The organism is Thiohalomonas denitrificans (assembly GCF_016841685.1).
GTDB lineage: Bacteria > Pseudomonadota > Gammaproteobacteria > Thiohalomonadales > Thiohalomonadaceae > Thiohalomonas > Thiohalomonas denitrificans_A.
Genome location: NZ_JAENYR010000020.1, coordinates 16873 through 38901 on the forward strand (window position 1 = coordinate 16873; position 22029 = coordinate 38901).

General features: G+C 57.0%; 21 protein-coding genes. 11 read left to right on the forward strand and 10 right to left on the reverse strand.

The annotated features are described in order from the left end of the window. Positions 1–485: 485 nt before the first annotated feature. The 7 genes from Q7L05_RS06305 (at position 486) to Q7L05_RS06335 (ending at position 8487) form a co-directional block, all read left to right on the forward strand. Positions 486–3437, forward strand: a complete 2952-nt coding sequence (locus Q7L05_RS06305) for a valine--tRNA ligase (protein WP_303903580.1) — start codon at positions 486–488, stop codon at positions 3435–3437. Positions 3438–3807: 370 nt separating this feature from the next. Further along, entirely contained in the window at positions 3808–4383 is a 576-nt protein-coding gene (locus tag Q7L05_RS06310; RefSeq protein WP_303903582.1) for a DUF2569 family protein, read from the forward strand. A gap of 89 nt (positions 4384–4472) precedes the next feature. Continuing rightward, entirely contained in the window at positions 4473–5384 is a 912-nt protein-coding gene (locus Q7L05_RS06315) for a competence protein CoiA family protein (RefSeq protein ID WP_303903585.1), read from the forward strand. A 113-nt stretch (positions 5385–5497) separates the two neighbouring features. Next, positions 5498–6097 carry a hypothetical protein gene (locus tag Q7L05_RS06320; protein WP_303903588.1) on the forward strand — a complete coding sequence of 200 codons (600 nt, stop codon included), beginning with the start codon at positions 5498–5500 and terminating at the stop codon, positions 6095–6097. After that, the gene (locus Q7L05_RS06325; protein WP_303903591.1) at positions 6094–6936 is read left to right on the forward strand and encodes a ComEC/Rec2 family competence protein; all 843 of its coding nucleotides are present in this window, start codon (positions 6094–6096) and stop codon (positions 6934–6936) included. The genes Q7L05_RS06320 and Q7L05_RS06325 overlap by 4 nt, the downstream gene beginning before the upstream one ends. 67 nt (positions 6937–7003) lie before the next feature. Beyond that, positions 7004–7639, forward strand: coding sequence for a hypothetical protein (locus tag Q7L05_RS06330; RefSeq protein WP_303903594.1), 636 nt, complete (start codon positions 7004–7006; stop codon positions 7637–7639). Between the two features lie 5 nt (positions 7640–7644). Then, positions 7645–8487 carry a hypothetical protein gene (locus Q7L05_RS06335; protein ID WP_303903595.1) on the forward strand — a complete coding sequence of 281 codons (843 nt, stop codon included), beginning with the start codon at positions 7645–7647 and terminating at the stop codon, positions 8485–8487. Positions 8488–8641: 154 nt separating this feature from the next. Here the strand turns inward: Q7L05_RS06335 and Q7L05_RS06340 are convergent, their stop codons facing one another. Then, positions 8642–10471, reverse strand: coding sequence for a glycoside hydrolase family 15 protein (locus Q7L05_RS06340; protein ID WP_303903599.1), 1830 nt, complete (start codon positions 10469–10471; stop codon positions 8642–8644). 103 nt (positions 10472–10574) lie between these two features. On the opposite strand from Q7L05_RS06340, the gene Q7L05_RS06345 reads away from it, so the two are divergent. The 3 genes from Q7L05_RS06345 (at position 10575) to Q7L05_RS06355 (ending at position 12853) form a co-directional block, all read left to right on the forward strand. After that, positions 10575–11576 carry a nucleoid-associated protein gene (locus Q7L05_RS06345; RefSeq protein WP_303903602.1) on the forward strand — a complete coding sequence of 334 codons (1002 nt, stop codon included), beginning with the start codon at positions 10575–10577 and terminating at the stop codon, positions 11574–11576. A 42-nt stretch (positions 11577–11618) separates the two neighbouring features. Then, complete coding sequence (locus Q7L05_RS06350; protein WP_303903605.1) at positions 11619–12206, forward strand: pyridoxamine 5'-phosphate oxidase family protein; 588 nt, start codon at positions 11619–11621, stop codon at positions 12204–12206. 173 nt (positions 12207–12379) lie between these two features. Beyond that, positions 12380–12853 carry a hypothetical protein gene (locus Q7L05_RS06355; protein WP_303903608.1) on the forward strand — a complete coding sequence of 158 codons (474 nt, stop codon included), beginning with the start codon at positions 12380–12382 and terminating at the stop codon, positions 12851–12853. A 7-nt stretch (positions 12854–12860) separates the two neighbouring features. Here the strand turns inward: Q7L05_RS06355 and Q7L05_RS06360 are convergent, their stop codons facing one another. The 3 genes from Q7L05_RS06360 to Q7L05_RS06370 all read right to left on the reverse strand — a co-directional run bounded on the left by Q7L05_RS06360 (position 12861) and on the right by Q7L05_RS06370 (position 16161). Continuing rightward, positions 12861–13208: a YdbL family protein gene (locus Q7L05_RS06360; RefSeq protein WP_303903611.1), complete on the reverse strand. Its 348-nt coding sequence runs from the start codon at positions 13206–13208 to the stop codon at positions 12861–12863. A gap of 86 nt (positions 13209–13294) precedes the next feature. After that, complete coding sequence (locus Q7L05_RS06365) at positions 13295–13498, reverse strand: YnbE family lipoprotein (protein ID WP_303903614.1); 204 nt, start codon at positions 13496–13498, stop codon at positions 13295–13297. 62 nt (positions 13499–13560) lie between these two features. Beyond that, on the reverse strand, positions 13561–16161 hold the full coding sequence (locus Q7L05_RS06370) for a YdbH domain-containing protein (RefSeq protein ID WP_303903617.1): 2601 nt from the start codon (positions 16159–16161) through the stop codon (positions 13561–13563). A gap of 300 nt (positions 16162–16461) precedes the next feature. Here Q7L05_RS06370 and Q7L05_RS06375 point away from each other — a divergent pair, with 300 nt between their 5' ends. Further along, on the forward strand, positions 16462–17070 hold the full coding sequence (locus Q7L05_RS06375) for a PEP-CTERM sorting domain-containing protein (RefSeq protein WP_303903619.1): 609 nt from the start codon (positions 16462–16464) through the stop codon (positions 17068–17070). A gap of 151 nt (positions 17071–17221) precedes the next feature. Here Q7L05_RS06375 and Q7L05_RS06380 read toward each other — a convergent pair whose 3' ends face one another. From Q7L05_RS06380 to Q7L05_RS06405, 6 genes are all read right to left on the reverse strand, one after another. Further along, a complete protein-coding gene (locus Q7L05_RS06380; RefSeq protein ID WP_303903622.1) occupies positions 17222–18490 on the reverse strand; it encodes an MFS transporter in 1269 nt (422 codons plus the stop codon). A 34-nt stretch (positions 18491–18524) separates the two neighbouring features. Then, on the reverse strand, positions 18525–19241 hold the full coding sequence (locus Q7L05_RS06385) for a tRNA threonylcarbamoyladenosine dehydratase (protein ID WP_303903625.1): 717 nt from the start codon (positions 19239–19241) through the stop codon (positions 18525–18527). Between the two features lie 61 nt (positions 19242–19302). Further along, positions 19303–20070, reverse strand: coding sequence for a TatD family hydrolase (locus tag Q7L05_RS06390; protein ID WP_303903628.1), 768 nt, complete (start codon positions 20068–20070; stop codon positions 19303–19305). 191 nt (positions 20071–20261) lie between these two features. Next, on the reverse strand, positions 20262–20684 hold the full coding sequence (locus Q7L05_RS06395) for a hypothetical protein (protein ID WP_303903630.1): 423 nt from the start codon (positions 20682–20684) through the stop codon (positions 20262–20264). Positions 20685–20880: 196 nt separating this feature from the next. Next, on the reverse strand, positions 20881–21324 hold the full coding sequence (locus Q7L05_RS06400; RefSeq protein WP_303903633.1) for a F0F1 ATP synthase subunit epsilon: 444 nt from the start codon (positions 21322–21324) through the stop codon (positions 20881–20883). A 9-nt stretch (positions 21325–21333) separates the two neighbouring features. Then, complete coding sequence (locus tag Q7L05_RS06405) at positions 21334–22023, reverse strand: AAA family ATPase (RefSeq protein ID WP_303903637.1); 690 nt, start codon at positions 22021–22023, stop codon at positions 21334–21336. Positions 22024–22029: the final 6 nt, after the last annotated feature.

Genomic DNA, 22029 nt, shown 5'->3' on the forward strand with positions numbered 1-22029 from the left:
GGCGCGACAGATTCAATGAAAATCGCCGCGAGGGCGCGCCTCCTACCGGGAATATATCCCACCCCGAAGGGTAGGAGGGCCGCCCCCGGCGCGACAGATTCAATGAAAATCGCCGCGAGGGCGCGCCTCCTACCGGGAATATTTCCCACCCCGAGGGTAGGAGGGCCGCCCTCGGCGCGATGCCATTCATGACGAAAATCGCCGCGGGGGCGCGCCTCCGACCATGCGGAAAGCGATTGCTGCCTTCCCATCCGGTCCGATAGCTCCTCTGTATTGCAGGCCGAACCTTTGCGAAGACGGGCCGCCGTCCAATTCTCCAGCCTTTTAGACGGGGCAGCGCATACTGATGTCGCTCGCCGGCCCTGCGGGTCGGGGCACAGCACCAAACCCCGTCCCTCATCGGGTATAATTCGCTTCAATTTCCCCGACCGGCGCCTGTAAGCCCGGTCGCGTTTTTCAAAAAAGAGCCGAATTCGACGCACGCCATGGAAAAAGCCTACAACCCGCACGCTATCGAACAGCGCTGGTACCAGTTCTGGGAAGACAATGGCCACTTCGCCCCCTCGGGCGAGGGCAACCCCTACTGCATCATGATCCCGCCGCCCAACGTGACGGGTACGCTGCACATGGGACACGCCTTCCAGGACACCATCATGGATGCACTGACCCGATTTCACCGCATGAAGGGTGACAACACCCTCTGGCAGGCGGGCTCGGACCATGCGGGGATTGCCACCCAGATGGTGGTCGAGAGGCAACTCGCCGTTGAGGGCAAGTCGCGCCACGACCTGGGCCGTGAAGATTTCATTGAGCGCGTGTGGGAGTGGAAGGAGCAATCCGGCGGCCACATCACCCGTCAGCTGCGCCGCATGGGCGCCTCCCTGGACTGGTCGCGCGAGCGTTTCACCATGGATGAAGGCCTCTCTGCCGCAGTGAAGGAGGTCTTTGTCCGCCTCCATGAAGAGGGGCTCATCTACCGCGGAAAGCGTCTCGTCAACTGGGACCCGGTACTGCATACCGCGGTCTCCGACCTGGAGGTGGTCTCCGGCGAGGAGCAGGGCCACCTCTGGCACATGCGCTATCCGCTCTCCGACGGCTCCGGCCATCTGGTGGTCGCCACCACCCGCCCCGAGACCATGCTGGGTGATACCGCCGTGGCAGTACATCCGGAGGACGAGCGCTACCAGCACTTGATCGGCAAGACGATCACCCTGCCCCTGGTCGGCCGCGAGATCCCCATCATCGCCGATGACTACGTCGACCCGGAGTTCGGTACCGGCTGCGTGAAGATCACCCCCGCCCACGACTTCAACGACTATGGCATGGGTCAGCGGCACAATCTGCCGATGATCAACGTCCTCACGGTGGATGCGCGGATCAACGACAACGCACCGGAAAAGTACCGCGGCAGGGACCGCTACGAGGCGCGTGACGAGATCATCCACGACCTCAAGGAAATGGAGTTGCTGGAGAAGATCGACGACCACAAGCTGATGGTCCCCCGCGGTGATCGCTCCGGCACCGTCATCGAGCCCTACCTCACCGACCAGTGGTTCGTGGATCTGACCCGCGACAAGCAGGAGGACGGCCGTACCGGCGGCAGGGCCGCGATCACCGACCCGGCCATCGAGGCGGTGCGCTCGGGCAGGATTAAATTCGTCCCGGGCAACTGGGACAACACCTATTACCACTGGCTGGAGAACATCCAGGACTGGTGCATTAGCCGCCAGATCTGGTGGGGGCACCGCATTCCCGCCTGGTACGACGAGACGGGCAACGTCTACGTCGGCCGCAGCGAGGCGGAGGTGCGCGACAAGCACGGCCTCGGCTTCGACGTGAAGCTGGCACAGGATGAGGATGTGCTCGACACGTGGTTCTCCTCCGCCCTCTGGCCCTTCTCCACCCTGGGCTGGCCGGAGCAGACCGCCGAACTGAAGACGTTCTATCCCACTTCGGTGTTGGTCACCGGCTTCGATATCATCTTCTTCTGGGTGGCCCGCATGATCATGATGGGCCTGAAGTTCATGGATGACGTGCCCTTTCACGAGGTCTACATCCACGGCCTGGTGCGTGATTCCCACGGCCAGAAGATGTCGAAGTCCAAGGGCAATGTGCTCGACCCCATCGACCTGATCGACGGCATCGAACTCGAAGCGCTGGTGGAGAAGCGCACCTCCGGTCTCATGCAGCCGGAGAAGGCCAAGCAGATCGAAAAGGCCACCCGCAAGGAGTTTGCCGACGGCATTCCCGCCTACGGCACCGACGCCCTGCGCTTCACCTTCGCAGCCCTGGCCTCTACCGGCCGTGACATCAACTTCGACCTGGGCCGCATCGAAGGCTACCGCAACTTCTGCAACAAGCTGTGGAACGCGGCCCGGTACGTCTTGATGAATACGGAAGGTCAAGATTGTGGTGAATCGGGGGGGGCCCTGGAATACTCCCTCGCCGATCGCTGGATCCGCTCGCGCTTCCAGAAGGCGGTCAAAGAGGTGAACGAGTCCGTCGCCACCTACCGCCTCGATCGCGCAGCCCAGGCGATTTACGAGTTCACCTGGGACGAGTATTGCGACTGGTATCTGGAACTCTCCAAGCCGATCCTGACGGGCGACGCACAGGGACGTGCTAGTGTCGCGGGAGGCAGGATGCCGGGAGCGACCGAAGCGAGTGAGGCGGCCAAGCGCGGAACCCGCCAGACCCTGGTTCAGGTGCTCGAAGCCCTGCTGCGCCTCGCCCACCCCATTATGCCCTTCATCACCGAAGAGATCTGGCAGCGAGCAGCCCCGCTGGCCGGGAAGCTCCCCTCTCCCTCAGGGAGAGGGGCTGGGGGCGACGCACAGGGAAGTGCTAGTGTCGCGGGAGGCAGGATGCCGGGAGCGACTGAGGGGGATCAGTCAGTCGTGGCTACATTGATGCGCCAGCCCTTCCCGGAACTCGACGAAGGGGATATCGCTCCCGATGCCGAAGCGGAAATGCACTGGGTCATGGACTTCATCATCGGCGTGCGCAAAATCCGCTCGGGTATGAATATCGCCCCGGGCAAGGCACTACCGGTCATTCTCGATGGCTACAGCGACGAGGACCAGGCCCGCATGGAGCGCAACACCGCCTTCATCGAACGCCTCGCCCGCACCGAATCCGTCACATGGCTGGCCAAAGGTGAAGAGGCCCCCGAGGCCGCCACCGCCCTGGTCGGCAACATGAAGCTGCTGGTGCCCATGGCCGGGCTCATCGACAAGGATGCGGAACTGGCCCGCCTCACCAAGGAGTTCGACAAGCTCGGAAAGGAGCTGGAGCGCGGCAAAAAGAAACTGGAAAACGAAAGTTTTATCGCCAAGGCGCCCGAAGCGGTGGTTCAGAAGGAGAAGGACAAGGTAGCCGACATGGAAAACTCACTCAGAAGCCTTGAGGAACAGTTGGAGAAGATTCGGCGGATTTAACCGACGACCAACCCCTTCCCTTCTCCCCCAGGGAGAAGGCCAGGATTAGGGGAGTTGATTCCAAGAAAGGCGCCTTCGGGTGCCTTTTTCTTTGGCTGATGGTCCGTATTCCTTGTAGGAATTTGCCTACAGACATCCTGGGATAAGTTCGGCAGACTTAAGGGACTTTCAGCTGTTTCCGTATAGCATCGGAAACACGGAATCTTTCTAACGCCTCTATTGGAATTCGATTTTATCTGATTTCTTGCCGGAAAAACGGAAGGTTAGCGTTGAATCCTGGGCCGGAGACGCAGTGTTATGAAGAATCCACATATTACGAAAAAGGCCGATTCGGCCTAGTCAACTGTTAGGCATAGAAAAGGAGCGAAACATGGGTGGAATATCAATCTGGCAAATTTTGATAATTCTAATCTTCGTAGGAGCGATTTACGGAATTTACCGTTTTGCCAAGAATCCCCCGCCAGCGCAAACCAGTTCGGAAGGGCCAGCAGGAGTTGCTGGTTGGCTGTTATTGCTAGTGGTGGGGTTAATGTTCTTAGGCCCTTTAATGGGCGCTGGGCGCATAAACACGGACATAATGTTGGCAGAATCTCAATATCCTAATTTAAAAGATGTTGAGTCATGGCAGCTATATAAGTCAGCTACATGGTGGTCATTTCTAGTATTGGTGTGCTTAAGTATCTATGCGGGTTTTGGCCTTGCAAAAGGCAGAAAGCCAACCGTAGTAAAAAGAGCACAAATATTGCTTTGGGTTACTGGCCCAGCAGCATCAATGGTCTTGGGTATTTTTCTTCCTCTTTTCATTTTCGGTGAACTCGAATCTGATCCTCAAGTTTTCGGTGCGCTAATTGGCTCTATTCTGGCGGCGGCAATATGGACGGCTTATCTTTCTAAGTCGCGCAGGGTCAAAGCAACATATTTTCCGGTTGTGAATGAAAATGCCTAACATTGCCATAAACTCGGACCACAAAAAGCTGCGCTGCGCTCCGCTTTTTGTGTCTGGCTATGGCTGGCGTGTTCTCTAGGTAGAACGCGATGGGAATCGAGTCATTAATCCCGTTCGGCCTTGACGCTGAAAGCGGGCAATTAGTCGATGTTGGGAGTGTGAAACGGGGTAATGCTTGCGGGTGCATTTGTCCGTCTTGCCAAACACCGCTGGTCGCAAGACACGGTGATGAAAAGGAATGGCATTTTGCTCATCGTAGTCAAAATGTACACACTGAGACCCGGAAGGAATGTAAATATTCGTTCGCCGTATCCGTCCGCTTAATGATTCGGCAGCTTTCGAACGACGGTCTGAAGTTCAGAACACCGCGACTCGAACGCTCGCTGCCAGCATTCAGTGAAGACTCCTATGAGTCAGCGGATTTTGGTTATTTTGTAACCGAAGAATCTCTTTTAACACTAGAAGAAGTTCAGGTGGGAGCTAATTTCAGTGGGGTGACTGTAGATGTGCTAGGGCTCGTTGCAGGCGTACCATTCGTAGTGTTCGTCACCTATAAGGACAGAACCCTCCCTTCAGAGCTAAAAAACCCTTCAATAACCAAATGCGGTGTAGTTGAGCTCAATGTCAACGATGTGCCGGGGTTGTTCAAACAGGAAGAGAAAGGGCAGTACAAAGAGGTTCTTCGTAGGTATATAGAGGAAGAATCCAATGGAAAAGCGTGGGCTTATCATCCGCGCGAGCAGAGGCTAAGAGAAGTAGCGACGGCAAACCGTAAGTCGTGGTTGCTGCGGCAAAAAACCGAAGCAAAGGCTTATACTAGCAATAGGCGCCATTGCCAAAACCAAGTTGTGTCGATGGTGGCTAGCTCCTCGAAAGAGAGTTATGGGTCGGTAGAACGTAGCATTGGGAATTACATTTGTGTGATGTGCAAGAGTACGTGGACAGGAACATCTAGGATATGCAAGAAATGCAATACCCATTTATATGCTACCGAAAACTAGTAGGCGCTGGCTAAAACATAACACGTCGCTCCAGCGGAAGTCAGGCCGCGACGCGGCCTTCCTCGGCTGAGCTTGGCGTTAGGCTTCCCGCAGGAAAAACAAACATAATTGCTATGAATGAATTTCTGAAAATCGAATACGAGCAGTGTCTTAGCTTGATTAAGTACTACGATGAGAGGCATCAATCCCTAGTCAAATTCTGTGCTGGTTTGTCGAGTGCCGTACCGTCGCTGTTGCTCACGATTTTCCAACTAGGTGACCAGGCAGCAACCCATTTCTGGGAGTTTACAGCGCTAATCTCGGGAGTCACGACTCTTGGTCTCCTGTCAGTTTATACGGTTCTTGTTCAAACAAGGCTGTATTTCATTTACCCAGTAAGACAAGTTAATGCAATCAGGCGCGTAGGGCTAGATTCGCAAACAGAATTTACGAACAATCAGATGTATCTGAATACCACTTTTAGTGCATTCAAGTGGTCAAGTTCTCACACGTTACTCAATGGTTTCGTAGCACTACAGATCGGTGCGTTTTCCTCGCTATCAACATACTCCTTGTATGCTGATTCTACAAAGCCGGATTGTGCCGTCATTACAGCCGCGGGTATTGGTCTATTTTTATCGCTCTTAGTTTTTGGGATTTCTGCTTGGTATCTTCACGCTAAAAGCAAGCAAAGTCCGGACAAGAGCATTCACGGAAGAGGGAAAGAAGAATGACTTTACGTGTCTTAATACACGACGTAGGCCATGGTCAAGCTGTGCATGCATTTACACCTGCAGGGCAGACGGTAGTCATTGACTTAGGGTGCTCTTCTGCGTTCTCTCCACTAGAATGGTTAAGTGGAATAACAAAGATAATTGATAGTTTGAAAATCACACACCCACATGGCGATCATATCGACGAGTTTTTGTTGCTAAAGAATATGGGGTTCAAGGTGCGCCAATTATGGCGACCAAGCTGGCTACCGAAAGAAGAAGTATACAAGCAAAACCAATCATCCTATTCGGGCAAGCTCGAGGCTTATTTCGAAATGTCCGACCGCTATACAGGGACAATTGCTGATGGAGAATTGGTCGGTGATCCCGCAGTCAGCGGGGGTGTTGCTATCACGCAATTTAACTCGAAAAACTGCGGCGTATCTAATATCAATAATCATAGCGGCGTAATTGTATTCGATTATCTTGGTGTAAGCATAGTAATACCTGGTGACAATGAGCCGGCGTCATGGCGTGAGCTCATGAAACAACCAAAGTTTGTCTCAGCGATGAATAGTGCAAATGTTTTTATGGCTAGCCACCATGGAAGAGAGTCCGGTTATTGTGCGGACATATTTGAACGAAAGCCAAATCTATGTGTAGTAAGCGACGGACGAGCACAAGATACCGATGCACGTCAGAGATATTCGTATCACGCTAGGGGATGGAATGTTAAGAAAAGAAATAGCTTGCCATCGGAAGAGCGATATTGTGTAACTACAAGGCGTGATGGATATATCGATATTAAGGTTGGGAAGAATACCAATGGCAAGGCCTATCTGTCAGTGGAAATCGGGTAAATGCCCAGATTCAGAGCCTAACAATCGCATCCACTCGGACAGCAATAGTTTGTCAACAGGTGCTCCCATGCTGCTTTCGAATACTATCCGTGAAGAATGCTACCGGCAGTTGGCAGTACTCGAAAGTATGTTTGCCGATGTTGGGCTCGCGAACTTGGCCGAGAACAGTCCTCATCATCCTGCTGTTCAACAATATCATCGACTCAATGATTTTGTCCGTTCCGGGGTGACATACCCGGATGAAGTAGAGGTTCTTCGCGAGATTACAAGTGCTCTCCTCGACCGATCGGTGTGGGCAGTTGTACCTAGCGGTGCGGACTACTGGGCCTTTATTCCGAATGTGAACGCGCGGAAACGGGTCCGGGAGAATATTCTTGATCCTGACCAGTTCAACGATACCGTCGCGGAGGTTTTCTTCTGGAGTTGGTTGCACGAACAGACACAAGCCGCAGAACTGCTGGAAGAAACGGGGCTCCCGGACATAGTGATCGCTCCGGGCACTCACACCGAAGTGTGGGCTGAAGTGAAACGTGTCCGTCTGGGAAAGAGCCCGATGCGGATAGCTGAGGTAATCGGCAAGGCCAACCGTCAAATCAAGAATGCACAGCCGAGAAAGCAGGTGTTGTATTCCTCAGTATTGAACGTGCTGTCCAGCGGGTTGCTCTCGATGATGAAGTCCCAAACGACATTCTCCCGTACATAGCGGAGGTGGAACGTAGACTGGGGAGTGACTTCAATCGAAGCGCTGGCCGCGTCATTATTTCATGGGATGACTTTGTCATCGACACCGAACCCGGTCAGGGGATCACCTACGCATTCCGGCGACGTTCGGTAACTCGTGAGCATCGGCAACCACGCGCTGAAGTGTGCCTCCCTCCGAACGTTACGCAGGTTGAGAGGACTATTAGTATTTCCATTGATTGGCCAGAAGAAGCTGAAGAAAAGCGTACGGGGCATGGCCCGAGACTTGGGCTCGGCAGCGCCGTTGTCGGTCCAAGTTTTCGCGAGTTCAACGCATCATGGGATGGAATTCGCCCACAGCATGCTCTTGAGGCGTTCCACAAACCTGATGCCGTATACCGCTATCAATTCCGCTTCGGAGACGGTGAGCAGCTTTTGATTACCCGCCGCGTGAAAGTCACGCGTCAACAGTTCACGATGCTGCTAGTCGCTCATCCGCTCGCTGATGGCCGCCATGAAATTAGCGATGCATACCGCCTATATGATGATGAGGATTCACATGGAGAGCTTCACCATCACCCAATGGCCGCTTTCGAGGTGCTGGTCTCACGGTATGGTGTACCGTTCTCCTTTCCCAGCCCATCAGGGCTAGTCATGATCAAATTCCTGAGGGCGGCCAGGTTAGCACTATCAACCGCATCACCAAACGCATTGTTTCGCCTGCTTGGGCTTCCGGAGGGGGTGGACGCGCTCAGCAGTGCGGCACGAATCCATACGGTACAAGCGGCGACACCGACGTGCGAGATCGAGTGGCTGTGGTTCCTCGATGAAAAGCGATACCGAGCGGATATTCGCAAGTATCTTCGCTAATCTGATCCAGCATCTAACAAGTGCAGGCACGGCGACGCCCTTTACATTTCGCCTCACAGGTTAAGGGCCAGGTCTTTCATCGTGCATACAGAACAAAAAATACCTGCCCCTGATAGTTGCGTAGCGCTGCAGCCGACCGTGACCCTCCCCCGCTTTAGCGGTTAGCATCGTTGCGCTCCTCCGCCTGGCTAATCGCCCAGGCCGCGTTGATTAGCCCGATATGGCTGAACGCCTGCGGGAAGTTTCCCAGCAGTTCTCCCGTTCTTGAATCGAACTCTTCCGAGAGCAGACCCACATCGTTGGCGCAGGCGGCTGCGCGTTCGAAGACGACTTTCGCCTGCTCCACCTGCCCCGCCAAAGCGCGGGCATGGGCGAGCCAGAATGTGCATAGCAGGAAAGCGCTCTCGTCCGCCGGCTCACCGTCGATCTCGCGATAGCGGTAAACCAGTCCCCGTTTGTCGGTCAGCCGCTCCTCAATCGCATCGATCGTAGCCAGCATGCGGGGATCCGTGGCTGGCAGAAAGCCGCTCAGCGCCATCACCAGTACCGATGCATCCAGCACATCGCTATCGAAAACCTGCACGTAGGCGCCTGCCCGTTCACTCCAGCCGCGTGTCAGAATTGCCTCACGAATCTCGTCCCGCGCTGCCAACCATTGGTCAACCCTCTCTTCACCACCAATCAGGTCGGTCAGGCGAATTGCACTGTCGAGGGCGACCCAGCACATCAGTTTGGAGTGCAGAAAGTGGCGAGGCTTCCCCCGGATTTCCCACATGCCCTGGTCCGGCTCCTTCCACCGGTTCGCCGCCACATCGGCAACCTCAGCCAGAAAGCTGCGGGTCAATGGGTCGATATGTTCGGCAAGTTGGTGCCGTAGCCGTTCGGCCGCCGCCAGCAGTTCCCCGTAGACGTCAAACTGCCGCTGGTTCCAGGCACCGTTACCGACCCGTACCGGCGCACTCCCCCGCCACCCGGGGAGATGCACAAGCTGCCGTTCGGTCAGGTCATGTTCACCGCCGATGCCGAACATGATCTGTGCGTCACGCCCCAGTCGGATCTGGGCCAGGGAGGCATCGGCGATGAAATCGAAGAACTTGTAGGCTTCATCGGGGCAGGCGGCCACCCAGAGTGCATCCAGGGTCATACTGGCATCCCGCACCCATGAGTAGCGGTAATCCCAATTGAGTCCGCCACCCATCCGTTCCGGGAGGGACGTGGTCGCCGCCGCAACGAAAGCTCCGGTGGGATAGTAAGTCAGGGCCTGGAGCAGCCGGCCACCGAAATGGACCTGTTCCCTCCAGGGACCCTGATAGGCCTGGTGCATTGCCGACCAGTCTTGCCAGTTCGTGATGGTATCTTCGAGATATTCCTGGATGGCTTCGACCGACCAGGGGCCGGGGCTCGGTTCGGCGCTACTGCGAAATTCCAGGGCAAAAGCCGCACGCTGCCCCTTTTCCAGGCGAAAGCGCGCATGTGCGGTGGAGGTATCCGTCTTCAGGGGAATGGAAGCGGAGAGACGCAGGACGGATGCCCCGCCGCGGGCCAGCACGCCGCCCGCCACCGGGCGCAGGATCGGCACGATCAAGCCGTACTCCGGACGTGGAGCGTAGTTTGTCGTCAACTCCATTGACCCGCGCGTGCATACGGCCTCCCGTATAACGGCATGGGGCGAATCCTTGCCGATGGCATGGGCCCCCTGATGCAGGCCGATGGCGAGTGCATCACGGATGACCACCTCGCCCTCCTGCGAGCGGAAAGTGGTGTTCACCACCATGGAGCCCTCGATGTAGCCGCGTTGACCCTGAATATCGTCTACCGGCCCAAGCTTCCAGTAGCCACCCTCGCCCCCGAGCAGGCGGGCGCACAGGGCCGGAGAATCAAACCGGGGGAGCGCGAGCCAATCAATGGAGCCGTCGCGATGGACGAGCGCTGCTCCCTGACAGTCCGACAGGAGCGCATATTCGGCAATGGGGCGTCCGTGCATCAGAGCATCTCCAGGCGCTTCCGCTTCAATCAAAAACTAGCACCGTTGGCCGCAGCCTCTGCTGAGAGTAGAATTGCCACCTCGCTCCAAGGCCTTCGAATCCATGTCCATCACGCACGCCACCGTCCATCGTATCCGCCGTAGTACCGATTCCGAGGCCGAAATGTCTCTCCGCCAGCAGGAACTCGCCGCCGAAGAGTCCTGCGAAGCGCTGCTGGATGGCTTGAAAAGCGCATTTCTCGGAAGGATTAGCCGCGAACACGGCAGTTTTTCCACGGAAGAGGGTTCGGCTTCCCTGCCTCGGCAACTGACGGATTTTGTCAAAGATGAGCGTGCCTTCGGAGAATTGACGGCAACCCTGATGGAGGATTTGCGACGGCACCTCGACAGCGGCAAGGTCGAACTAAATGCGCACTGCCTCTTCTTCGTGGAGAAGACACCGATCCGCCACCTCTTCTACTGGTTTATAGCGAGCCAGAAGGAGGCGCTCTCCATCGGCGACGACCTCAAGGTCAAGCCCAGCTACTCCCTCGACACCGGTCCCTCGCTGTTCGGCATCAAGGTGGACCTGGCGGAGTGGAAGGTACGACAGCATTACTCCTATCTGACCCTGCTGCCGCCTCGCGGTAATCCGGGCCTCACCGACGCCTTCTACGCACTAACGGGGTTTGCCAATGGCCTCGACAAGGCCGGAGCCACGCTCGCGTTTCTCGAAGGGGTGGAGGCCTATTCGGAAAAGCTTCCGGAAGAGCAGGTCGGCGAATATCGCAACCAAGTGGTCGAATACTGCCTGGAACGGGATCAACAGGATGCGCCGGTCGACCTGAAAGAACTGGCACAGACGCTCGACGGTGTTGATCACGACGAGTTTGTTCAGGTGGTAGAGCGTCGCGCTCCGGAAGGCGAACAGGAGTTGATGATGGACCGCCGCAGCCTGCGCCGCTACGTCAAATTTGCTGGTCGGGAGAAAGACCTGGCGATCAGCTTCGGCTCCTATCAGCTCAACCAGCGGGTCCACTACGACAGCGACACCGATACCCTCAGCATCAACGGCCTGCCCAGTGCCCTCAGAAAACAGCTTCTGGAGCATCTGCAGCGGGATTAGTGCACTAGTAGCCCAGGGCATGGGCCCGCTATCCTTGCCGGTATGGACACCGACAGCTTCGACACCATACTGGAAAACACCTGGCGCCAACTGCGCCGGGCAACCGCAGATGAAAGCTCCGCCCTGCACCGCCCGGTATTGGCTACTGTTGACCGAAACAATGGACCGGATGCCCGCACCGTCGTACTTCGCGAGGTCCGACGGGAGTCGCGGCAGTTTTTCGTAAATACCGATCGCCGTTCACCAAAAGGCGACGAACTGGTGGAACGTCCGCGGGGCGTCTTTGTGTTTTTCGATCCGGAAAGCGCCGTGCAGCTCCGGATACTGACGGAGATCCGAATTCACGTTGGCGATGAGATCACGGCCGAAGCATGGCGAAAGCTGCCGGCCAAGGGACGGCGGCGCTATCTTACCGCCGCTGCATCAGGCAGCCCCGCGCCGGCTCCGGGCGCCGGGGTGCCGGGTCCGGACGAACCGGTGGATGATGCCGCCGGTTACCGGCACTTTGCCACCCTGGAGGCCGTCGCCACCCACCTGGACTGGCTCCACTATGCCCCCGAAGGACCGGTGCGGGCGGAGTTCGACTGGGATGAAGAGGGAAAGGTCTCGGCGCGCTGGCTCCATCCTTAACCCGTGCACTTCACCAAATGCCGATTCGTAACAGGTCTTCTCTTCGGCAGGCCCTCGGCGGAGGCCATCTGCCATGGTGTCCTCATGTTCCGGGAAAATGGCACAGTCGGCGGAATACCTCTCGCTTAGCCGGTAGAATATGCTGCATTCTCAACTCGCCCCGGATCTTCCCAATGAGAGCACTTTACCTGTTTCTGGTTGTACTTCTTGCCCTCACGGCAGTATTTGCGTTCATGGGGGCTTCCGCGAATGTCTTCGAATGGTATGAGGCGCGACAGGAACAGAATCCATTGGAAGGTAACGAACGGGTCACTGCCCGCATCATCGACAAGCGGGTGGTCCGGCAGGAGCATGCCATGCCTTCGGGGCTACCCCTCATCGATGAACAGCACCGACTCTACATCGAGATACAGGAAGGGATGCGTGCCGGTGAGGTAGTGTCGAAGGCAGCGCCCCCGCCGCAGTATGATCGCCTGGCGGTCGGGAACGAGATCGACGTACTGGTGGGTAGCGATAACGTGCGTATCGTCGAGCTCGACTATCGTGTGGAAACACCCACCTGGGCTTTCCTGGGCATCGCCATTTTCGCTGCACTGGGTTGCGCGGGGCTGGTGTATCGCATCCGCCGGATGCCCCTCCGTAGCTGATTGCGTATTATTTCCGAATCCAGGTGCCCTCGGGAACCTGGACGAACATCCCGCCTGGCGTCTTTTCGATCGCCTTTTTCCCTGCGAGTTGTTGTACGACAGTCACCGAGGTGTCATTGCGGGCGGCGATCTCTTCATATTTCTCCCGCCGCTTCCGGTTAATCTCCCGCACCAGATCCGAGACGTCCGGCGGGGGGTTATCGATAACGACACCCAGATAGCCATCCGGGCGTTCACCGACCAATCCACGGGTCTTGGCCTCCTCAAGCTCCAAAGCCGATGCCACGGACCATCCCGCGAGCGCTGCCAGCAGGACTATCAAACTGAAAATCCGTGCCGTAACTGTTCTGGTCATTCTTTCATCCCCAGGCCTGTTATCCGCCGAGGCGCCTGCCAATGAATCAAAGCGCCCCGATACTGCTTGGCGTAGCGGTGTCTTGGTTAAAACAGCGGACTCTCTTCGCTGAACACTTCATCCAGCTCTTTGTCGACCCTGACGCGGATATCGTGCTGTACCTTCACGTTAAGGTTGATGGTAATGGGTTCTTTCGGCGGGGCGAGTTGCACGGTGGGTGTGCAGCCGATAGCCGATACTGCCAGCAGGCTCACAGCCCACAGCCCCCGCCAGAGGGAATTCACTGGCATCCGCATCTTTTCCTCCAGGGTGCACATACATCCATCGTACCTCCTTCCATGGTCGGATTCCCCTATTGCTTTCGATTTTGTCGCCGACGGTAGAAGTCCTGTACCCATTGATCGATCTGCCCCTCGAGCTCCTGGCCCGCCCGCAGGCTCCGCAGCAAGTCAGGTATATTCTCCTCGAGGTTGATGTTGAATTGAACACTCCTTCCCTGAAAGAGGTCGGGATTGTTACCCAGCAGCCGTATCTCGAGCTCCAGCTGTCCGCTAGGTGAGTAATCGGCATCGGCCTTGAGTGATTCGTAGTGAAAGTCACGCAATGCCGCAATAGCCAACTGCATATTCTGACCACTTTTTTCCAGTGCCTGGCCCTCCTCCCCCGGACGGTAACGAATCACCCCCGATTCGATGGCGGCCACCTGGCCACCCTGCATGGCGAGCCCTTGTTCACTCAACTGGAGGGGAAGCATTCCACTGACCCGGCCAAAACCCTCTATCGGAGCGTGTTCGAGATCCAGTAGTTGATCCAGGGCGATCCGCTCGAGTTCGACCGCGAACCGGTTTACCGGCTGCGCCAGATCCAGTTCAATGATGTCGCTCCGGACCCGGCCTCCAAGCAGTTCAACAGAGGGGTGTTCCAGTCGCAGCTGCAGCGGCAACTGCGGACCGATGCGCAGCGCGGCCCGCGTTTGGAAATTGCGTCCCGGAAAACCGGCAGTCATGCGTTCGATGGTCAGGGGTGCAGGCTGACGAGTCTGGAGTATGCCGTCGGGCTCCAGCGCAAGCCAGGCGTCGAGTTCGGCCCCGGAGAACAGCAGCTCTTTGTAATACCCGCCGAGTTTTTCACCCTTCAGATCGAATTCGCCCGATAAGCTCGTGCTCTCCCCCGTCTGCCACTGGAATTGTCCCCCGGCATGGATGGTGCCCTTGCCGACATCAAAGGGATACGGCCACGGCTGGTAAAAGCTTGCAAGGGAGAGCCCCTCCGGTCTCAGGAGTACCGGTTCGAGCTGCCAGCGGGCCGCACCGGTCTGTGCTTCGAGGTGATGCGTGACCGAAATCCTGGCCGACAGAACGGGACCCGTTGCAGCCGCGGAGATAACGACCTGTTCGGGACCGGCCGTAAAACGGCCCTTCGCCGACATCGGGGGCAATTCACCCGCACCGACCCTACCCTGCAGCGAGCGGACGGAAAATGTGCCCGATGCCTCCCAGTGCTCGCCCGCTCCGCTCACCTCCTGCACCTCCAGGTACATCCCGTCCACCGCGGTCTGTGCGGTTTCGATCCCCCAGTCGGGAGCATCCACCCTCCAGCGTGCAGGACTTACCGTCCATCCCCCCTTCCGTTTCCAGGCGATCTCCGCCTCGTTGAGAAGGCTGAGCTCAAGGGGCGATTCCGAAGGTCCCGCATACGGTTTCGAAATGGCGATGCTCGCATCAGGTTGCACCCTCCACTGCAGGGCGTCCGGGGTCCAATGCAGCGGCCCGCCAGCCGCCAACCGGATCGGCGGTTTGCCATCCCGGCGCGCGGTCCCTGCCGCCTGGACCAGGGTGCGGATTTCAGGGACTTCGCCGAGATCCACTCTCGGGTCGGTAAGACGGGCAGTTGCGTCCAGGCGCTCAGTGATTGAGTCCGCCGTCACGACGATTTCACCGCGGCCGGCAAACACGGGAGAGCCCACGTTGCGAAACCGACTCTCGGCCCGAAAGGAGTCATGGAAGGCAATACCGAGCCGTTGCGATCCCGGCCCGCGGCCATCCACCCGGCCGCCATCTGAAACCGTCAGGACCAAACGTTCCGAATCGAGTTGAACGTTCCCATCCAGCTCCGCCTGCCAGGCGGTCAGCCCCTGAAGGGAAGCATCGAGACGGTACTCTCCTTCGAAGCCGTTCTCTCGAACCACGCCGTCCAGCAGGGTCCGGCCGCGTCCCTGCCACTGTTCCGGCATATTCCACCAAGGGGCCAAGGCGTTCCGTAAGGAGGCTGCCGAACCCTCCAGTGCGGCCTCGGCCTTCAGCCCGACGACCGCCCTGCTCAGGCGCAGTCGAACCTGGGGGTTGGAAAATTCCGGAGGGACAAAGAGCTTCAGCTCCAGTATTTCCTCCCGCCATTCGGTAGTCACGATCGCCCTCTCGGCACCGCCGCCGGCGAGCACCATCCGACCATTCAGGTGATCGGCGCTGTAAATCCAGTTTCCTGCCAAAGTCGCCGCAGGTTTCTCCGGCACTTCGATCGTCAGCGCTTCAATGTCCAAGGTCTCAAAGGGCAGGAGGGGAAGGCGTGGCAATCGACTCGGAAACTGTCCGACGCCGGCAGCGCCTTCATGCGACGGAACAGCGATGTTTCCTCTCTCCAGGTAAATGCTTTCGACCCGCCCCTCAAGCACTCCGGCCAGTCCGTAGGTCACCTCCATCGGTCCGAGGGATACCGGCACCCCGTTCCAGGTGAATCGAAGGCTCTCGATACGCAACCGATCCGGGCCGACATGAGTGACCTTCACATGGGGGTGTGCCAGGCCGTGGTTTTTTAGCAGATGCTGCGCCAGCCATCCGGTGGCTACCGGCAGCGAAAGGTAGAGCAGCACCGCGAGCACCACCAACGCGGGCAGGAGTCTTCCCAGGATCCTCGCCAGCCGGGTCAACACGATACCCTGGTTAGACTTCTGCAAACGCCAGCTTCGTTGTTGTGCAGCAATGTCGTCTCCTTATCGACTCCTGTTGACCACCCGGTGCAAAGGCCATACAGCCCTCGTACGTACCAAAAAGGCCATTCCACGACACTCCTGCCGTGGAATGGTTCACCTACCCGTAAAAATACCCGGTCCTACAGAGTTTGCCGCCCGAAAGCGGGGTTAATACCCCATCTCCTTCGGTAGCTGCATGGCCTAGATTACAGTTAGAGCCGTAGCACAGGGATGACACGGCTCTGGAAAGGCATCTATCGCCAAGACCACAAAGGGAGAAAACCAATGACTGCAAAACGTGCCCTGTTGGGTACAACACTCATCGCGGGAGGCTTCATGCTCTCCGGAGCGAATGCCGCGACAATTAGCTGTCCGGCCTCCATCGAAGGGAATGTAACCAACACAGCAGCTTGCGAATACAGCGATACCGCCAACCAGGATTTCCTGAATACCGATCCAATCACCGTCAACCAGGAGGCGTTTTTCGGTTTCACCGATTGGGAATACGCAGACAAGGCGGATATCAATGGCAGCATCAGCTATGACACCACCCATGATATCGGTTTCACCATAACCGGTGATACTCAATCCGGCAGCTGGGCCATCGACGGGACGGCCTGGAACGACTGGGACGATATCATGATGGTGCTCAAGAGCGGCGCCAATACGACTTTGGTCGGCTACCTTCTGGCAGAGAGCGCCACCGGGGGTACCTGGTCCAGTCCGTTCGAAGATGATCCCTTCGGAGTGGGAAATACCAGGGATGTCTCTCACATCAGCGCCTATGTCAGGGGCGATGGTGGGGTCACCGTGCCGGAGCCGGGTCCTCTGGCACTCATGATCGGCGGTCTGGTCGGGCTCGGCATGACCCGGCGGATTCGTTCCCGCAGCTAAGCCGAGGCGGGCGCCGCAGGTCGGCGCCCTCCGTTCCAATTCCAATCCGGTCTGCGTCCCAGTGTACTGCCACGGATGGCGGCAGCGGAGAGTGTCTGGAACCTATTATCGATGCCCGAGCCGAGTAGGCCAGTCTATTCTCGGACAGGCTCTAGGTGTGTCCCGAAATCGCCCGGCGACCAGCCGCCACATCGACCCGGGACAGGAACCAGGCACCCGCGCCGAACAACACCAGCAGAACGGCGAGCGAGGCCCGGTTGCTGCCGGTGAGTACGCCCGTAACGCCCACCATTACCGGGCCGAATACAGCTGCGAACTTCGACATCATATTGAAGAAACCAAAGAATTCACCCGATTTATCCGGTGGAATCAACCGCGCGTAGAGCGAGCGACTCAGGGACTGCAGGCCTCCCTGCACCAGCCCTATGGTAACGGCCATAGCGTAGAAATCGCCCGCGGTCTCCATGAACATCGCCCAAAATACCACGCCGGTGTAGACGGCCAGGGCGATATAGATTCCATTTTTCGGCCCGATGCGTTCTCCGATTCGGCCAAAAATCAATGCTGCCGGCACACCGACGAACTGAGTGATGAGCAATGCCATCAGCAGGCTCTCATGCGCCAATCCCAGTGCCAGACCGTAGTCCACAGCCATGCGGACTATGGTGTCCACGGCATCGATATAGAGCCAGTAGGCGAGCAGAAAATAAAACGTCATGCGAAGCGCCCGTACATGACGGAAGGTCTCACGCAACTGCCGCCAGCCGCCCCGGGCGGCCTTCAGGGCAGTTACGTGCCGACCGGGCCGCTCTTTGACGAATAGCGAAAGCGGCAACGTAAACAGGGCCCACCACAGCGCCACGGTAATAAAGGAGAGCCGCACCGCCTCGGATGCATCGGCCAAACCGAAAAGCTCCGGCTGAACGGTCATCCACACATTGAAGGCAAACAGCAGTCCACCGCCGAGATAACCAAGAGAAAATCCGAAGGCCGAGACACGGTCGTAGCCCTCCGGTCTGGTGATGAAAACGATCAGAGAATCGTAAAAGCCAAGGCTCCCGGAAAAGCCTACCGTCGCCAGAAAATAGAGCAGCGCCGCCAACAGCCACTCCCCTTGTCCCACCCAGGGCATCAGTGCCGTCATCAACACGCCAAAGGTAGTAAACGTTAGCAAAAACTTTTTGCGGGCGCCCCAGCAATCGGCGACGGCACCCAACAACGGGGCCAGAGCAACGATGAGCAGGCTCGATAGAGAGTTGGCCAGGCCGAGCCAGAAGGTACTCTGCTCGTCCGGCAGATCGACAGCCCAGTACTGCTTGAAGAACACAGGAAAGAAACCCGCCATCACAGTGGTGGCGAAGGCCGAGTTGGCCCAGTCGTACAGGGCCCAAGACCAGGTAGAGCGGCTGCGCTTTAACATGGCACGAACGTGAGGTAACGCCGTGCTGAGCTCATCAACTTGTAACGAGTCGCTGGATAACAGTGCCGGCCAGGGTCAAGCCGAACAAGGCCGGGAGATAGCTGATCGTGCCGTTCACCGCCCTGTCACGCCCGGATTGAGTAGGTTCCGGGGGCAACGGGGCGCAGGAAGGCTCGTTGGACCAAACGGCGCCGATCCCCCTCCCCACTCCCCGACGCCTCAGGCGTTTACGGATAAGGCGCGCCAGCGGACAGTTATCGGTGTCCATCACGTCCCCCACCACGATACGGCTCGGATCGAGTTTTCCTCCCGCCCCCATGCTAGAAATCACCGGGATTGTGCGCTCGTGGGCAGCAATCAACAACGACACTTTACAGTTCAGACTGTCGATCGCATCGATAACGAAGTCATAAGACCCGGTAATCAATTCATCGACATCATCACTGCGAATAAAACGTTTAATCAACTGCACGTCGCAATGGGGGTTGATGTCGGCAACCCGCTCGGCCATAACGTCCGTCTTCAATCGTCCCACCGTCGAACGAAGTGCCGGAAGTTGTCGGTTCAAATTAGAACCGGCAACAATATCGTGGTCGACCAACGTAAGCCGCCCGACACCGGCGCGGGCCAATGCCTCGACTGCATATGACCCGACGCCGCCCAGCCCGGCAACAAAGACATGAGCACTGCGCAACCGAAAAATGCCAGCTTCGCCGAGAATAATGGCGGTACGTTGAAACAGGGGATCCATGAAATATCAGTCTGTACGTTTAGGTTGCAGTGCGAAAGGATGCACGCCTTTTGCCCTACCATCAAGCAAGCGCGGGCATCAACTCGATGGCGTTAATCGTGGTTTTCTCGGCGATCACTTCCGGTGCTTCGTCCCGCAATTTTGAAAGCGTGACGAGGATCTCAGGAAGGTAGGCCGGACTGTTGCGCTCTCCCCGGTGTGACACTGGCGGCAGATCCGGCGCATCCGTTTCAAGCACTATCGCACTGAGCGGCAGGTCCGCCGCCAGGCGACGGATTTTACCCGAGCGTTCATAGGACACCACACCGCCGAACCCCAGCTTGAAACCCAGTGCCAAAAACTGCTCCGCCTGCTGATGACTACCGTTGAAGGCATGCGCGATGCCGCCGTTGGAAAACCGCATGCGCCGCAACATGGCCAGGACATGGTCGTGAGCCTTGCGAATATGCAGCAATACCGGCAAACCCGCGTCGCGGGCAAGTAGTAACTGGGCTTCGAGAAGTCTCTTTTGCCCCGCCACATCGGGGGAGTCGATAAAGTAATCGAGGCCAATCTCACCGATCGCCACCGGCGCGGACTCCGCCACCCGGCGCTCCACCTTCTTGAGATCATCGGGGACATGCCGATCCAGATAAACCGGATGCAATCCGAAAGCCGGGTACAACAGCGGATCTCTACAGATCTCTTCGAGACTGTCAAAACGTTCGGCAATGATCCCCGGGACGATGATAGCGTCGATATTCTGCCGTCGCGATTCGGCGATGACACGATCACGGTCGTCGGCAAATTCATCGACGTCGATATGGCAGTGGGTGTCAATCAGTCGCATATCGACAGTATACAAAGTCGAATCACGCCATACCCGAGAAAAATTCACCGCAGAGGCGCAAAGTTCACGGAGAACAGTGCAATAAGGACTCAGCCTCCCGGAAACCACCGGCCCCGGGTCTCCGGAACCCTCAACGCCCTTGCGGTGCAATGACAAGGGGCCCCGTCCAGGAAGCCCCTCCTGCAATGAGATTATGCGAGGGTATAAGTTGCGCGCTCGGGAGCGGCAATTCGTCCATTGCGCTTCAGGTAGGCCAGGCACTGGCCCAGGTTCGAAGTGTCGACTCCCGACTGCTCCAACGAGGAGCGAATCTCTTTGGTAGTGGCCTTGCCGGACTGACTGAGTACATCCAGTACCGCCTGAGAGATGTTGCCTGAGGAACGGCTGCCACGCACACTACTACCGATGCTGCGTTTCAGGGTAAGAATTTCCTTGTCAACGGCACCGACCGCTTTTTTGTTTTGCGCTATCAGTTCGCGGCGCTGGGCACGTAGAGCCTCAACTTGAGCTTTTACCTCTTCACGCTCCTTTTCGAGTTCCTCCTGTTCGCGCCGTTTTGCCAATTCGTACAGTTCCTGGGCACTCAGGGCTTCGATATTCTTACGTTTTGCCACTTACTATCTCCTCGAAAAAGCTTCGTCTGAGAAACAGATATCTACATCACTGGAAGCATTATATACAAATCGATAAATTAGTAAATTTCTCTTGTTATCACAACCTCTTTGATTGCAATTCATCCGGTTTCTTTCAAAAACAACGAAAAACGCCGCTTGGAAAAGCGGCGTCACCCTCGATCATGACAAAAAACCTTTAACGTTTTCGCTTCCACTGACTGTCTCTTAACGTTCGTAGCTGGGCCAATGCTTTCATCATTTCAACCCGTGCGTGATCACGATCGGTATACAGGACACTGGTGCGAATAAGCGCTTCGGCCCGACGTTTGGCCTCCAGGGCAGCCTGCTTATCGATCTGTTCTCCGCGCAGGACAGTATCTGCAAGAATCGTTACCTCATGGGGCTGGACTTCCATCATTCCACCGGACACGTAAATGTATTCGTATTCGTCATTGGGCAACTTCAGACGTGCTTCGCCCGGATTCAACAGCGTCATCAATGGGGTATGGCGTGGCAGAATACCCAGCTCCCCTTGAACCGATGCAACCGATACCATGCTGACTTCACCGGAGAAGACCTGCTCATGGGCGCTGACAATATGCAATACCAGCGTCGGAGCACTATTAACGGGAGAGCTCATGATCGCCCCTTATCGATACTCGCGTTTATCAAAAACGAGTCCGATAGCATTAAGGACCAGCTCTGTAATCTCATCCCAGCGGTCATCGAAATGATCGGTATTGACAATAAGGTCGAAGCACTCCGGTTCATTCAAATGATGCCCAAATGCTTTCCAGAGGAACTGCTCCCTCTCTTTATTCACCCGCATAACCTCTGCAAGCGACGCATCAAAATCCATCTCCTGGCGAACCGATACCCGCCGGGCAGAGAGTTCGGGGCTTCCAACCACTCGCAAGCGAAATACCGGCCGATTGGCCAGAATCACGTGGCTTCCGCGTCCGACAATAATTCCACCGCGTTGCGCCAGCGCCAGCACCACATTTACCAAATGGTAACGATAAGAGGCTAAAAAGGCTTTTTGACCTGTCAGGAAGTTGTAAATCCAGGTAGCTTTACCCGTTTTTACCTTATCATCAAGCTTAGCCATTAACTCCGGCGAGGATTTTGCACTTTCAGCGACAGCATCAAGAATTGCCCGATCCCAGACCTCAACACCCAAAGCCGCGGATAACCGTCGGGCTATCTGCTCGCCGCCAGCACCATACCCCCGGGAAATGGTCACAACCCGCTTCTCCGGTCCGTGCTTGGGTTCCCGTTGGCCGTGAAAATGCTCAGACCGGATTAAATTCTGGATTAGCTCTTGAACGTCGGTGGGCATGGTCTC

Excerpts from the sequence above, each read along its gene's own strand:
- Q7L05_RS06305 (WP_303903580.1), top strand. The coding sequence starts at position 486 with ATGGAAAAAGCCTACAACCCGCACGCTATCGAACAGCGCTGGTACCAG.
- Q7L05_RS06310 (WP_303903582.1), top strand. The coding sequence starts at position 3,808 with ATGGGTGGAATATCAATCTGGCAAATTTTGATAATTCTAATCTTCGTA.
- Q7L05_RS06315 (WP_303903585.1), top strand. The coding sequence starts at position 4,473 with ATGGGAATCGAGTCATTAATCCCGTTCGGCCTTGACGCTGAAAGCGGG.
- Q7L05_RS06320 (WP_303903588.1), top strand. The coding sequence starts at position 5,498 with ATGAATGAATTTCTGAAAATCGAATACGAGCAGTGTCTTAGCTTGATT.
- Q7L05_RS06325 (WP_303903591.1), top strand. The coding sequence starts at position 6,094 with ATGACTTTACGTGTCTTAATACACGACGTAGGCCATGGTCAAGCTGTG.
- Q7L05_RS06330 (WP_303903594.1), top strand. The coding sequence starts at position 7,004 with ATGCTGCTTTCGAATACTATCCGTGAAGAATGCTACCGGCAGTTGGCA.
- Q7L05_RS06340 (WP_303903599.1), bottom strand. The coding sequence starts at position 10,471 with ATGCACGGACGCCCCATTGCCGAATATGCGCTCCTGTCGGACTGTCAG.
- Q7L05_RS06345 (WP_303903602.1), top strand. The coding sequence starts at position 10,575 with ATGTCCATCACGCACGCCACCGTCCATCGTATCCGCCGTAGTACCGAT.
- Q7L05_RS06350 (WP_303903605.1), top strand. The coding sequence starts at position 11,619 with ATGGACACCGACAGCTTCGACACCATACTGGAAAACACCTGGCGCCAA.
- Q7L05_RS06355 (WP_303903608.1), top strand. The coding sequence starts at position 12,380 with ATGAGAGCACTTTACCTGTTTCTGGTTGTACTTCTTGCCCTCACGGCA.
- Q7L05_RS06360 (WP_303903611.1), bottom strand. The coding sequence starts at position 13,208 with ATGACCAGAACAGTTACGGCACGGATTTTCAGTTTGATAGTCCTGCTG.
- Q7L05_RS06365 (WP_303903614.1), bottom strand. The coding sequence starts at position 13,498 with ATGCCAGTGAATTCCCTCTGGCGGGGGCTGTGGGCTGTGAGCCTGCTG.
- Q7L05_RS06375 (WP_303903619.1), top strand. The coding sequence starts at position 16,462 with ATGACTGCAAAACGTGCCCTGTTGGGTACAACACTCATCGCGGGAGGC.
- Q7L05_RS06380 (WP_303903622.1), bottom strand. The coding sequence starts at position 18,490 with ATGTTAAAGCGCAGCCGCTCTACCTGGTCTTGGGCCCTGTACGACTGG.
- Q7L05_RS06385 (WP_303903625.1), bottom strand. The coding sequence starts at position 19,241 with ATGGATCCCCTGTTTCAACGTACCGCCATTATTCTCGGCGAAGCTGGC.
- Q7L05_RS06390 (WP_303903628.1), bottom strand. The coding sequence starts at position 20,070 with ATGCGACTGATTGACACCCACTGCCATATCGACGTCGATGAATTTGCC.
- Q7L05_RS06400 (WP_303903633.1), bottom strand. The coding sequence starts at position 21,324 with ATGAGCTCTCCCGTTAATAGTGCTCCGACGCTGGTATTGCATATTGTC.
- Q7L05_RS06405 (WP_303903637.1), bottom strand. The coding sequence starts at position 22,023 with ATGCCCACCGACGTTCAAGAGCTAATCCAGAATTTAATCCGGTCTGAG.